This window comes from Streptomyces iconiensis (assembly GCF_028657195.3).
Lineage (GTDB): Bacteria > Actinomycetota > Actinomycetes > Streptomycetales > Streptomycetaceae > Streptomyces > Streptomyces iconiensis.
In genome coordinates, this window is the sequence record NZ_JANCPR020000011.1 from 183,494 (window position 1) to 196,002 (window position 12,509).

General features: G+C 74.3%; 11 protein-coding genes. 3 read left to right on the top strand and 8 right to left on the bottom strand.

The features are described from left to right. Window positions 1-20 precede the first annotated feature (20 nt). The 3 genes from NMN56_RS13820 to NMN56_RS13830 all read right to left on the bottom strand — a co-directional run bounded on the left by NMN56_RS13820 (window position 21) and on the right by NMN56_RS13830 (window position 4,247). Window positions 21-3,290: an AfsR/SARP family transcriptional regulator gene (locus NMN56_RS13820; RefSeq protein WP_274041217.1), complete on the bottom strand. Its 3,270-nt coding sequence runs from the start codon at window positions 3,288-3,290 to the stop codon at window positions 21-23. 230 nt (window positions 3,291-3,520) lie between these two features. Continuing rightward, window positions 3,521-3,946: an ester cyclase gene (locus NMN56_RS13825; RefSeq protein WP_274041218.1), complete on the bottom strand. Its 426-nt coding sequence runs from the start codon at window positions 3,944-3,946 to the stop codon at window positions 3,521-3,523. Window positions 3,947-4,070: 124 nt separating this feature from the next. Further along, the gene (locus NMN56_RS13830) at window positions 4,071-4,247 is read right to left on the bottom strand and encodes a hypothetical protein (RefSeq protein ID WP_274041219.1); all 177 of its coding nucleotides are present in this window, start codon (window positions 4,245-4,247) and stop codon (window positions 4,071-4,073) included. 114 nt (window positions 4,248-4,361) lie between these two features. Between NMN56_RS13830 and NMN56_RS13835 the strand changes: the two genes are divergently transcribed. Further along, a complete protein-coding gene (locus NMN56_RS13835) occupies window positions 4,362-5,855 on the top strand; it encodes a cytochrome P450 (RefSeq protein ID WP_274041220.1) in 1,494 nt (497 codons plus the stop codon). A gap of 19 nt (window positions 5,856-5,874) precedes the next feature. Here the strand turns inward: NMN56_RS13835 and NMN56_RS13840 are convergent, their stop codons facing one another. The 5 genes from NMN56_RS13840 to NMN56_RS13860 all read right to left on the bottom strand — a co-directional run bounded on the left by NMN56_RS13840 (window position 5,875) and on the right by NMN56_RS13860 (window position 10,690). Then, window positions 5,875-6,486: a hypothetical protein gene (locus tag NMN56_RS13840; RefSeq protein WP_274041221.1), complete on the bottom strand. Its 612-nt coding sequence runs from the start codon at window positions 6,484-6,486 to the stop codon at window positions 5,875-5,877. Between the two features lie 177 nt (window positions 6,487-6,663). Continuing rightward, window positions 6,664-7,350, bottom strand: a complete 687-nt coding sequence (locus tag NMN56_RS13845; RefSeq protein ID WP_274041222.1) for an HAD family hydrolase — start codon at window positions 7,348-7,350, stop codon at window positions 6,664-6,666. Then, a complete protein-coding gene (locus NMN56_RS13850) occupies window positions 7,347-8,909 on the bottom strand; it encodes an aminotransferase class I/II-fold pyridoxal phosphate-dependent enzyme (protein ID WP_274041541.1) in 1,563 nt (520 codons plus the stop codon). Before NMN56_RS13850 ends, NMN56_RS13845 begins: the two co-directional genes overlap by 4 nt. A gap of 180 nt (window positions 8,910-9,089) precedes the next feature. Then, entirely contained in the window at window positions 9,090-10,106 is a 1,017-nt protein-coding gene (ligD, locus tag NMN56_RS13855; RefSeq protein WP_274041223.1) for a non-homologous end-joining DNA ligase, read from the bottom strand. Further along, window positions 10,103-10,690, bottom strand: a complete 588-nt coding sequence (locus NMN56_RS13860) for a DNA polymerase ligase N-terminal domain-containing protein (protein ID WP_274041224.1) — start codon at window positions 10,688-10,690, stop codon at window positions 10,103-10,105. Before NMN56_RS13860 ends, ligD begins: the two co-directional genes overlap by 4 nt. A 107-nt stretch (window positions 10,691-10,797) precedes the next feature. Between NMN56_RS13860 and NMN56_RS13865 the strand changes: the two genes are divergently transcribed. Further along, window positions 10,798-11,412, top strand: coding sequence for a nitroreductase family protein (locus NMN56_RS13865; protein ID WP_274041225.1), 615 nt, complete (start codon window positions 10,798-10,800; stop codon window positions 11,410-11,412). A 116-nt stretch (window positions 11,413-11,528) separates the two neighbouring features. Next, window positions 11,529-12,488 (top strand): prolyl aminopeptidase, encoded by a 960-nt coding sequence (gene pip, locus NMN56_RS13870; RefSeq protein ID WP_274041226.1) that lies wholly within the window; start codon window positions 11,529-11,531, stop codon window positions 12,486-12,488. Window positions 12,489-12,509: the final 21 nt, after the last annotated feature.

A 12,509-nucleotide genomic window follows, 5' to 3' on the forward strand; every position in this document is an offset into this window, starting at 1 on the left:
TCACGGGCACGGGTCACGGGTCACGGGCCGGGTGGAGCCGCGCATTCGCGGGCTTCGAGGCCGTCGAGAAGGGTGAGCGCATGGCTCTCGGCCGCCTGGGCCTCCTCGCTCCTGCCGAGGGCTTCGAGGGCCGTGGCGAGCACGATGTGCTGTTCGGCCGCGGTGGAGGGGTCGGGGTCCACGGCCGGGTCCACGGCAGAAGCGGGGGCCTCGCCGGAGAGCCTGTCGGAATACGCGCCCGACAGCTCGGCCGAGTGCCCGATTCCGGTACGTGCCCAGTGTGCCGCCTCCGTGAACTCCCCTGCCTGGAGGTGGAGTTCGGCCAGCGCGCCGGCGGCCGAGGCCCGGAGTGCCGGGGTGTCGGCTCTCTCGTAGTTCTCGCCGAGCAGCCGCAGTGCCCGGTGGCGGTCACCGAGGTGGAGGTGGCATCCGGCGAGGTGGGAGCGGACGGACGAGGCCACATCCGGCAGTCCTTCGCGCTCCGCTTCGGTGAGCGCGGCCTCGCCCACCCGTACCGCCTCGGCGAACTCCCCCTGGGAGACGAGGCAGGGCACCAGGTCGCTCATCGCCACGGCGGCGTCCTCGTCGGCGCCCACCGCGCGGAACAGGCCGATGCCGCGCCGGAGTCGGCTCACGCCCTCGTCGCTGTCGCCGGCCAGCGCCTCCGCCCTGCCCAGTCGCGCGAGAACGGTGGCCATGGCGTGCCGGTCCTCGCAGCGCTCGGCGACGGACCAGGCCAGCTCGCACAGCGTGTGACGGCCGGACCTGTCCAGCCGGAGCGCGAGGTAGCCGTCGAGCGCGGTCAGCGCCTCCAGCGCGAAGCTGGACAACTGCCCGCGCGCGAACGGCGAACCACCCCCGCGGCCCGCGTACGAGCCGCGCCCGCCGCCCACGTACGTACGGGGCTCGTGGCCTGCACGCGGACCGGGCCCGTGTCCTACGTGCCGCGTACCCGCCTCGTCGCCCACGTGCGTACGACGGAGTTCGTCGCCTGCGCCCGTACCGATGTCATCGCCCGCCTCCGGCCCCGTACCGGCACCATCGCCTGCCCCCGGCCCCGACCCGGCAGCGTCACCCGCCCCCGGTCCCGTACCGGCATCATCACCCGCCCCCGGTCCCGACTCGGCATCATCGCCCGCGCCCCGTTCCGGCACGGCGCCGTGGGCCCCCACGGTGTCGTACGCGGGCGCCGCGAGCTGTCGTGCCAGCGCCAGCACATCGGTGACCGCATCGTCGGCCCAGGTCAGCGCCTCGTGCGGGGTGGTGAACTCGGGGCCGTACGGGAAGAGTTCGGCGCCCTCGCGGTGGCGGCGTGTGTGCCGGACGGTGAGTCGGAGGGGGAGGTTGAGCCGGTGCAGGGCGCCGGCGTACCAGTGGGCGAGCCGTGCGAGTGCCGCACGGGTGACGGGCTCAGGCAGCCGGTCCGCTTCGCCGGAGGCCACGGCGCGCACCAGGTCGTGCAGGGTGTACAGGCCGGGTCGCGGGCTGGCGAGGACGCGCGCGTCGGCCAGCCGCTCCAACGCGGCTCGCACAGCGTCCGGTTCGCTTCCCGCGAGCGCGGCGACGGCGGAGACGCTGTGGCAGCGCACATGCGCCGCACCGAGGAAGGGGAAGAGCGCGGCTGCCTCGCGGTCGACGGGGTCGGCGCTGTCGCGGAGCCGGCCGACGCCCGTGAGCAGGCTGGCGCGTACGTCGCGGTCGGCGACGACGAGCTGGTCGAGCCGCCCCCGCTCGTCCCGCAGCGTGTCGATCCAGTCCTGAAGGCTCCAGCGCGGCCGGGACGCCATGCGCAGGGCGATGATGTCCAGCGCGAGCGGCAACCGGCCGCACAGCGCGGCCAGTTCCTCCCAGGCGCCCGGCTCGTCTCCCGCGCCGGGCCTGCGGCCCGAGACCGTGCGTACCAGCTCGACAGCGTCCGCGCCGTCGAGCACGTCGATGTGCAGATGGTGGGCCCCGCTCGGCCCGGTCAGCAGCGAGCGGCTGGTGACAAGGCAGGCCGCGCCCGCGTGCACGGGCACGAGGGACGCGACCTGCGCGGCGTCGTGGGCGTTGTCGAGCAGGAGAAGGACGCGGCGCCCTGCGAGGGCGCTGTGGTAGAGGGCGAGGGCCGCCTCCTGGTCCCCCGGTACCGACTCGCGGGCGACACCGAGCGCCGGCAGCAGTGCACGTACGGCCTGTGTGTGGTCCAGGGGCGGGCTGTGCGGGTCGGCGCCGCGCAGGTCCACGTGGAGCAGCCCGTCGGGGAACTGGTCCGCCACCTCGTGCGCCACGCGCACGGCGAGCGCCGACTTGCCGGCGCCGCCCGGCCCGTCGAGCAGACAGACGGCGGGGGCCGCGACAGCGCCGGTGAGCAGTTCGCGCAGCCGCGCGCTCTCCACGCTCCGCGCGACGAACGTGGGCTGGCCGGCGGGGAACCGCGGCGGTGGCTCGGCTCCCCCGGCGTCGGATGGCGAGGGCGCCGTGGGGGCTCCCCCCTCGTCGGCCGACGAGGGCGCCGGGGGCGCGGGGGCGCGCTGTGCGGGTACGGGGACGCGGGAGACGGGGAGGGTGGGGGTCTCCAGTTCCCTGTCGCCCCGCAGGATCGCGCGTTCGAGCGCGCGGAGTTCACGGCCCGGCTCGATGCCCAGTTCCCGTACGAGGGTGCGGCGTGCCTCGCGGTAGACCGCGAGCGCCTCGGCGGTGCGTCTGTTGCGGTAGAGGGCGAGCATGAGGTGGGAGACGAGCCGCTCGCGCAACGGGTGCTGGCGTACGGCGGCGACGAGTTCTTCGGTGAGCGCCTCGTGGTGGCCCAGTCCGAGCCGCAGCGCGAACCGTTCCTCGACGGCCGCCAGGCGCATCTCCTCCAGCCGGGGCAGCTCGGCCGTACGCAGAGGACAGTCGCCGACTCCGCCGAGCGGCGTGCCGCGCCACAGGGCGAGCGCCTGGTCGAGGAGTTCGGCGGCCTCCTCCGGCGGAACGGTGTTCCTGCGTGAGCGGCGCAGGAGGTCGTGGAAGCGGCCGAGGTCCGTCTCGTGCCAGTCGGCCTCCAGTTGGTAGCCGCCCGCCGTGGTGAGGATGCGTTCCTCGCCGACGGCCTTGCGCAGCCGCATCACGTAGTTGCGCAGCGTCCTGGGCACGGAGAGGGGGTGGTCCTCGCCCCACAGCTGCCGTGTCAGCTCCTCCACCGGCACGACGCGCCCGGCACGCAGCACGAGTGCGGCCAGCAGCGCACGCAACATCGGTGCGCTGACCGGCAGTTGCTCACCTCGCGCCCCCCGCGCCTCCAGCGGCCCGAGCACACGGAACTCCACCTGCTACTCCTCAGCTCCCCCTGCGCCACCCCCACGCCCCGGCAGGGAAGATCACCCGACGCAGCGTACGGACCGCGCACTTGCCCCGCACCGGGACCACACATCCGGCCGGGGCGCTCGCCTGTCGTTCGACTTGTTACCCGTCCCGTGCCCAACCCGTCGCCCGGCACCTGGCGGGTGTCGGGCGCCCCGGCGCACAGCGGGACGGCGTCGCAGCGCAGCCGCGGGTGTCACAGAGTAGAACCCGGGGGAGCGCCGAGCTGTTCCAGCAGACCCCGCAGGTACCAGTTGAACCATGCCTCCGCGATCCTGCCCTCCTGAAACCTCAGGGTGACCTGGCCGGGCACCCCCTCGAAGGTCCTGCCGCTCGGAGGGAATCCGTGGTACTCACCGACGTGCCGTCCGCGCACCGTGAACCGCGCGCACACCAGGTCGCCTTCGGCCACCACGCTCTCCGCCGTGTGCCTGAGTTCGAAGGCCGCGAGCAGTTCCCCGTACACCTGCGCGGCCTCGTTCCTGCCCACCGACTCCCGTGGCATGACCGGGTCGTGCTCAACGTAGTCCGGGGTGCACAGGTCGGCGTAGGCGGGCTCGCGGTTCCGCTCCTCCGTCTCTTCCAGGAAGCGGCGGGCGACGGCTTTGTTGTGGTGTTCCATGCCTGGGTTGATACCGGACTGCGCGGCCGGGGAAGCGGACCTTCGCTCCTGCCCGGCGGGTCACGCCGCCCCCCGGTTGGCGGTCATGCGACGGAGCGAGCGGGTGGCGGGGACCCGGCGGGGCTCACCACAGCAGGGCGGCGAAGAGCGTGATGCCGACGAGCGCGCAGGCCACGTGGTCGCCGAGGTGTCCCGAGTGCAGGCGGCGCAGCGGCACCGACCACTTCTGGGCGCGGCCCCCTGTCCTGGCACGCACGGCCGTGCCGGCGAGCGCGACGGCCAGCACCGTCCCCCGTGCCAAACGGCGCGTCGTTTCACGGGGCCGGGCGCGGGTACCGCGAACCTCTTCTGGTCGGCACGCGTCACGCGGCCGGAGAGAACGGGAACGGCAACCGGTGAGGACAGGTGAAGCACGGTGACCACACAGCCGGCGCGGACCACGGAACCGAAGTGGAAGGAACCGGGGGAACTGCCACCGGCGAGTGCGCGGGACGCCGCCGCCGTGGTGGGCGACGTGCTGCTGCCTGTGCTGGCGGGCGGCGTGATCGTACGGCGGCCACTGGCCATGCGCGCGGTCGAGAAGACGGGCTGGGACCGGCGCGGCATCGAACGTGTACGGGGGCTGCGCGAGCGGTACGGGCCCGACCCGCTGCGCTTCAGCGCGCGCGGGCGCACCTACGCGCTCGTGCTGGAGCCGGAGGACGCGCACCGGGTGCTCTCCGGGACTCCGGAGACCTTCACCCCTGCCACGTGGGAGAAGCGCGGGGCACTGGCGCAGTTCCAGCCGCACGGTGTGCTGGTCTCCGGCGGCCAGGAGCGCGCGGCGCGCAGGAGGTTCGTCGAGGAGGTGCTGGACACCCCGCAGCCCGTGCACCGTACGGCCGAGCGGCTGACGGCGACCGTGCGCGACGAGGCGGCGCGGCTGCTGGGCGAGGCCGAGCGTTCCGGGCTGCTCACCTGGGACGCGTTCCAGGACTCGTGGTGGCGCACCGTGCGGCGCCTGGTCCTGGGCGACGCGGCGCGGGACGACCGGACGCTGACGGAGCAGCTCCAGCAGCTGCGTTCGGCAGCCAACTGGTCGCTGGTGGGCCCCCGCAGGAGGGACCTGCGCGCCACGTTCCTGCGGCGGGTGCGTAGCTACGTGGACCAGGCCGCCGAGGCCGAGCGGTCAGGTACGGGCGAGCGGTCAGGTACGGGCGGCGCTGCCCACAGCCTCGCCGCGCTGGTCGCGGCGACCCCGGCGGCCCCGGGTGCCGATCCGGCCGGGCAGATCCCGCACTGGCTGTTCGCCTACGACGCGGCCGGCATGGCCACGATGCGCGCGCTCGCGCTGCTGGCCACCCACCCCGCTCAGGCGGCGACGGCCCGCGCCGAGGCGGCGGAGACCGCTCTGGAGGGCCCCAGGGAACTGCCGTACCTGCGCGGCTGCGCGCTGGAGGCGGTACGGCTGTGGCCGACCACGCCGCTCATCCTGCGCGAGAGCACGGAGGAGACGGTCTGGCGCGACGGCACGCTGCCGGCGGGAACGGTCTTCGTGCTCCACACCCCGTACCTGCACCGGGGCGAGCCGGCTGAGCCGTACGGCGACACCTTCACACCGGGCCTGTGGACCGGCGCCTCGGAGTGGGCGGCCCGCGCCAACCCGGCGCTGCTGCCGTTCAGTTCGGGCCCGGCGGGGTGCCCCGGCGAGAACCTCGTCCTGCTCACCGTCAGCACCCTGCTCGCCACCCTGCTGGAAGCGCACACCTACACGCTGGCCTCACATCCGGGGCTGAACCCCTCGGTACCCGTACCCGCCACGCTCGACCACTTCGCCCTGCGCTTCCGCGTGCACCGCGACGCCGTGCGGCGGGACGCCGCGCACCGCGACGCCGCGCACCGGGACACCGCGCACCGGGACGAGGGGTGACCGCCGGGGAGCCGGCGCCTCACACCTCGTCCTCGTCCACGGTCCTGACGGCCTCCTCCTCGCCCGAGAGCCCGTTGCCGCCGGTCTCGCGGCTGTGGATGTCCTGACGGCGGGGCGGCGCCGGCTCGGGCTCCGTGGCCAGCCGCCCCGACGCCGCGCTGGGCTCTCCCGAGACGGTTTCGGGCTCGGGCTCCTCCTGCGCCAGCCGCTCGTCCATGGACTCGCCCTCGCGCATCTCGTTGGGGGTGGGCGCGGCGCGCGTCACGGCCGTGGGGCTGTCGCCGGGCACGGGCTGCTGCTGGGGATCGCTGGCCCACTGCTGCTCGGGGGTGCCGTCCTGGAGGTCGGGGATGCCCTCGTCCTCGGGGTTGGCGCCGGGGTCGGGCGGCGGTGTGGCCGTCTCCTCCTCGACGGAGCTGCGGTCGGGGCCCACGGCGTCCTCGTCCTCGGCGCGCGCGTCCGCCGCCCTGCCCGGCGGCGCGTCCTCCGCGAGGGGCGGGGTCCAGGGGCCCCGTTCCACGCGTTCGCCCGGCTCCAGGCCCTCCACCGGGCCCTCGGCGATCTCGGGCTGCCGCACATCGCTTCCGGCGACGTCCTCGCGCGCTTCGCGTGCGCTGTCGTCTTCCGCCATGGTCGCCTCCTTCGCTTCCGGTTCCGCTTCCGGGGCGTGTACGGGTACCCCTGACCAGGGTGGGACACGCGCGGCCCGGGTGCCTCTCGGGGAGCGCTGCCGCGCGCCCGCCCCGCCCGGTCGGGATGGCGCCCCCGCCCCGTCGGGCGCCCGCCCGGCACCGTCGGGGTGGCGGCCTCAGTCCGGAGCCGTGCTGCCCTCCAGGCGGGCGAAGGCGCTCCCGTCGAGGCGGGCGAGAAGGTCGGCGGGGTCCGCGTAGACCTCCTGGGCCCCTGCCAGCTCCAGATCGGCGCGCGGGATTCCGCCCGAGAGCACGGCGAGCGGAGTCACGCCCGCGCGGACCGCGGCGCGCATGTCCCAGACGGAGTCCCCGACGAACACGGTCTCCTCGGCCGAGGCTCCGGCGACCCGTCTGGCCTGCTCCACCGGCTCGGGCGCCGGCTTGCCCTCGCTGACGTCGTCGGCGCTCGCGATCTCGGTGAGCACGTCGTCGGCGCCGATCGCACGGCGCAGCGCGCCGAGTTCACCGACGCCGGCCGAGGTCACCAGCACGACGCGCCAGCCACGGTCCGCCAGGCCCCGCAGCAGGTCGCCGGCCCTGTCGAACGCGGTGAGGCGCTCGTGGAAGGCTCCGTAGAGTGCCTTGTGCGCCGCGCTGATGGCGGCGTCCCTGTCCCTGTTCCTGTCGCCGGTGCCGAGCACGTGGTCGAGCAGGTCGCGTCCACCGAGCCCGATGGCCCCGTGCAGGGCATGGCACGGTACGCGGTGGCCCGCCTGCCTGAGCGCCTCCCACCAGGTGGCGGCGTGCAGGTAGTTGGTGTCGACCAGGGTGCCGTCGACGTCGAAGAGTGCCGCGCGGGTCATCGGTCCCTCCTTGAGCCGCCAGGAGCGTGCGCGCCCCTCCCCCCGTTGCCGTCCCCCTTCTCCGGCTCGCTCCCTCCGGTGAGCGCGCGCTCGTCACGCCCGGCGAGCACGCGTACGGTCCGCAGCCTGGGCGAGGCCGCGTCGGGGAGGTTCATGCCCGCCTCGACGCCGGTCTCCAGATAGCGCAGCACGGCCCGGGTCAGCCGTTCCCCGGGGAGCGCGGCGGGGATGCCGGGCGGGTACGGGGTGATCATCTCGGCGACGACACGGCCCTCGGCCTCCGCGAGCGGTACGTCCTCGACGGCACCGAAGTACGCGTCGCGCGGCAGCACGGCCTGCTCCATGCGCAGCGCCGACGACGCGCTCAGGGAGATGGTCGGCGCGGCGGTGAACTCCCCCGCCCTCGCCGACAACTGCCGTACGGCCGCCACGAGCGCTCCTGTCGTGGCGGCGTTGTCGGCGTGCGTGAGCTGGGCGTTGATCCTGCGGTGGTCGCTGACGTGCACATCGATACTGTGGTGCTCGCGCAGCCAGTCCGCCGCCTGGTAGCCGGTGACGGGCAGCTCCGACAGGTCGAGCACGACGGGCAGCGGGTCGAGGTCGGCGCCCCGGTGGGGGCCCGTGAAGTCGGCGGCGTCGTTGACGTGCACCCCGTCGACGCGCTCCAGAAGCTCCCGCGTCGCGTCGGCCAACTCCAGTGCGTCGGCGAGCAGTTGACGCCCCTGCTGCACCATCTGCCGGCGCCAGCCGTCCATGCCCGCGTACAGGAGCACGCTGGGACTGGTCGTTCCCAGCAGGTCGGCGCGGGAGGCGAGAACGGCGGGCTCGATGTGCGGGCCCTGGAGGTGGAAGACGGATCCCTGTTCCAGGCCGCTGCCCATCTTGTGGATGCTGGTGACACACACGTCGGCGCCCGCGTCCATGGCCCATGCCGGCAGGTCGGGGTGGAAGGGCAGGTGGGCGCCCCATGCCTCGTCCACGACGAGGGGGCGGCCCTGCGCGTGGCACACCTGCGCGATACCGGCGAGGTCGGCGCAGCTGCCGTACGGGGTGGGGCTGGTGACGAGGGCTCCGCGCGCGTCGGGATGCGCGGCGAAGGCCGCCTCGAAGGAGGCGACGGACGGCGCGTGCGCGAGCTGGCGCTCGTCGTCCCACTGGGGCTCGACCCACACGGGCTCGATGCCGGAGAGCACGAGACCCGAGACGACGGACTTGTGCGCGTCCCGCCCCACCAGCAGTTTCTCGTGCGGGCCCGCGACGGCGAGCATGGCCGCCTTCACGGACAGTGAACTGCCGCAGGTGGAGAAGAACGTGTGCTCGGCGTGGACGGCGTCGGCCATCAGCCGCTCGGCGCGCTCCAGTACGGCGCTGCGGGTACGCCGGTCGTCGAGCCCGCCCGAGGCCAGTACGTCGCCGTGGAAGACGGAGTCGCCCAGCACGGCGCGCACACGCGGGTCGGCGCCCCTGGCCTGCTTGTGTCCCGGCGGGCTGAACGGCAGCTCGCCCGCCTTCTGATAGCTGGCGAGTGCCTCCAGTACGGGTGCCGCTTCGTGGTCCATGCGTCCCGTGGTGCCCCGCCGGGCCGACCGGGAACCTGTGGGGACGTCACCCGGCGGCTGCCCCTCACCCATGGCGCCCTCGCCCATGGCGGCGCCGGTCCTCCGTGCGGCCCCGTGCGCCCGGCCTCCCCACGCGGCGCCGGTCACGGCGCTCTCCGGGCGCCGGCCGCCTGCCGCCCTTCACCGCTCCTCCCGGGGCACTTCGCGGACGACCTCGTGCGGCTTCTTGTCGTCGCGCAGGCCGAGGAAACGGGGGTGGCGCAGCAGGCCGTCGCGGGTCCACTCGGTGAAGCCGATCTGCGCGACGAGGCGGGGCCGCACCCAGTGCACGCCCCGCTCGCGCACGGGATCGGCGAACGGTGAGGTGGCGGTCTCCAGCCGGTCGAGCCCCGACCGGAGCGCGAGCAGCGTGCGGTGGTCGTAGCCGGTACCGACCTTGCCCGCGTAGCGCAGTGCCCCCTTCTCGTAGTGGCCGACGAGCAGCGCGCCGAATCCGGAGCGGCTGCCCGCGGGGTCCGTGAAGCCGCCGACGACCATCTCCTGTCCCCACTCGCACTTGAGCTTGAGCCAGTCGGGCGAGCGCCTGCGCAGGTAGCGGCCGTCGGCACGCTTGGCGATCAGCCCCTCCCAGCCGCGCGCGCACGCCTCGTCCAGCTGCCGCTGCCCGCCCTGGTTGCGGTGGGTGGTGAAGCGCAGCGGTTCGTGGAAGTCCAGGGCTCTTCGCAGCAGCGACTTACGGGTGCGCAGGGGCAGCCGCGTCAGGTCCATGCCGTCGAGGCGCAGCAGATCGAAGAGGTAGTACGTGACGGCGACACCGCTGGCGCGGGCCTGCCTGGCCGTACTGAGCCCCATGCGCTGCTGGAGCAGGGAGAAGTCGGTGCGTCCGTGCGAGAACGCGACGATCTCGCCGTCCACGGTGAAGTCGGCGCGGTTCTGCGCCGCGAGGGCCTCGACGATCTCGGGGTACGTCTCGTTCACGCGCCGCCCCGTGCGCGACAGCAGCCGCTCGCGGCCGTTCTCGCGTACGGCCAGCGCGCGCACGCCGTCGAGCTTGCGCTCGAAGATCCAGCCCTCGGTGAAGTCGCGGCGGTCGCTCAGCTCCGCCTTCATGGGGCGTTCGGCGATACGTGCGCCGGGCGGCGCCTCGCGCAGCAGGGCACGTTCGGCCTCCGGCAGCCCATCGAGAAGGCCACTCACTCCGCGGTCTCCTCGGCGACCTGGTGGAGGGTGCGGTCGCTGAGGACCGAACGGGCGCGCTGCGGGTTGGGCGCCGGGCGGGGTGCGGCATGGCCGTCGTTCCCCTTGACCAGCAGCCACGCCTCGCGCTCCCCGTCGTCGGCGCTGCGGAAGCGGGTGAGGGCCCAGTCGCCGCGCAGCTTCCTGCCGTGCAGGCGGAAGGTGATGTGGCCCTTCGCCAGCGCACGGACGAAGTCCGTCTTGAGCGGCTCGTAGGTGCCCTCGTCCCACACGATCACGGGTCCCGCGCCGTACTCGCCCCGGGGAATGACCCCTTCGAACGTGCGGTAGTCCATCGGATGGTCCTCCGTCGGCATGGCCAGCCGCTTGGTCTTCGGGTCCATGGACGGCCCCTTGGGCACGGACCACGACTTGAGGACACCCTCGGCCTCCAGCCGGAAGTCGAAGTGCGTCGTCGTCGCGTCGTGGATCTGCACCACGAAGCGCGGCCCCTCGCCTGCCTCGCCCTGTTCGCCCTCGGGCTCGGCCGTCCGCTCGAAGTGCCGCTTGCCCCGGTACGTCTTCAGCGGGTCCTCACCGCTCACGGCCCGTCTCCTCTGGCGCTCGCCGGTACGTCCGTCCTCGCTCGCCCTTCCACTGTGGCGCCCACCCGGCGAGACCGCAGCGCGAGCGGGCGCGGCAGACTGGCGGAATGCCGCAGTCCGATCCCGTGTCCGAGTACGCGTACGAGCCCGAGCCCGCTGCCCCGTCTCCCCTCGCACCTGATCCCCGCACACCCGGCACCCTCACGTCCGAGGCGATCGCTTCCCTCCGTGCCACCAGGGCTTTCGACGAGCGGCCCGTCCCCCGCCCGGTGCTGCTGCGGATCCTGGAGGCCGCGCGCTGGACCGGCTCGGCACGCAACCGGCAGCCCTGGCACTTCACCGTCGTCACCGACCCGGCACTGCGGCGCCGGCTGGGCGCGCTGAGCGCCTACGCCGCGCACCTCGCGCAGGCCCCCGTCGTCGTGCTGCTCGCCGTCGACCGTGAACACGGCGGCCAGGACGCGGAGTTCGACGCGGGCCGTGCAGCGCAGAACCTGATGCTCGCTGCCCACTCCCTCGGAATCGGCAGCTGTCCCGCCTCCTTCTTCCCCGACGAGGCGGCGGCCGAGGCCACCCGCCTGGCCGCGGCACCGGCCGGCTGGCGCGTCCGCACGGCGGTCTCCCTCGGCTACCCGCGCCCTCGCCCCCGCACCGGCACCCCGGCGATCCCGACGGGCCGCCGCGCCCTTGACACCCTGGTCACCTGGCACGGTGGTGGGTGAGGCACGTGCGGGTGGATTCCCCGGTTCCGGCGCTCATGGTCGGATGACGGCCCCGGCCGGTACGGGAGACCGCGCGGGCCGGGCGAACGGACACAGCGAGTGAGGGGAGCACGGGCGTGCCGGAGCTGTACGGGCCGATCGAGCCGTATGACAGCGGGATGCTGGAGGTCGGGGACGGCAACCACGTGTACTGGGAGACGTGCGGGAACCCCCGGGGGAAGCCCGCGCTGGTGGTGCACGGCGGGCCGGGCTCCGGATGCGGCGAGGAGTGGCGGCGGCTCTTCGATCCGCTGCGCTACCGGATCGTGCTGTTCGACCAGCGCGGCTGCGGTCGCAGCACCCCGCACGCGAGCGACCCGGCGACGGACATGCGCCACAACACCACCTGGCACCTGGTGGCCGACATGGAGCTGCTGCGCGAGCATCTGGGCATCGACCGCTGGCTGTTGCACGGCGGCTCCTGGGGCTCGACGCTGATCCTGGCCTACGCCGAGCGGCACCCCGAACATGTCTCGGAGATCGTGATCGCCGCCGTGACCACCACGCGGCGCAGCGAGATCGACTGGCTGTACCGGGGGGTGGGTCGTTTCTTCCCCCGCGAGTGGGAGCACTTCCTCGCCGGCGCCCCGGGCACACCGCGCGAAGGCGACGTCGTGGCGGCGTACGCGCGGCTCACCGAACACCCGGACGCCGCCGTACGGGCGCGCGCGACGGCCGACTGGTGCGCGTGGGAGGACGCGGTGCTCTCGGGCGAGACGAGCGGCGGCGCACGCCCGTACGGCGACCGTCCCACCGAGGCGCGGCTGGCGCTGGTGCGGATCTGCGCGCACTACTTCTCGCACGGGGCGTGGCTGGAGGAGGGCGTGCTCCTGCGCGAGGCCGACCGCCTCGCCGGCATCCCGGGCGTACTGGTACACGGCAGGCTCGACATGGGCGGACCGCTCGACACCGCCTGGCAGCTCGCCCGTGCCTGGCCGGACGCCGAACTGCACATCGTCGAGAGCGCGGGCCACCTCGGCGACGCGACGACCCGCGAGCACGTACTCACGGCCCTCGACCGCTTCGCGCCCCGCTGATCGCGGCGTGCCTACGCGTCG

What these genes read in the sequence shown, in the direction of transcription:
- NMN56_RS13825 (WP_274041218.1), bottom strand. Translation starts at nt 3,946, where the DNA reads ATGGAACACCACAACAAAGCCGTCGCCCGCCGCTTCCTGGAAGAGACG.
- NMN56_RS13840 (WP_274041221.1), bottom strand. Translation starts at nt 6,486, where the DNA reads ATGGCGGAAGACGACAGCGCACGCGAAGCGCGCGAGGACGTCGCCGGA.
- NMN56_RS13845 (WP_274041222.1), bottom strand. Translation starts at nt 7,350, where the DNA reads ATGACCCGCGCGGCACTCTTCGACGTCGACGGCACCCTGGTCGACACC.
- NMN56_RS13850 (WP_274041541.1), bottom strand. Translation starts at nt 8,909, where the DNA reads ATGGACCACGAAGCGGCACCCGTACTGGAGGCACTCGCCAGCTATCAG.
- NMN56_RS13865 (WP_274041225.1), top strand. Translation starts at nt 10,798, where the DNA reads ATGCCGCAGTCCGATCCCGTGTCCGAGTACGCGTACGAGCCCGAGCCC.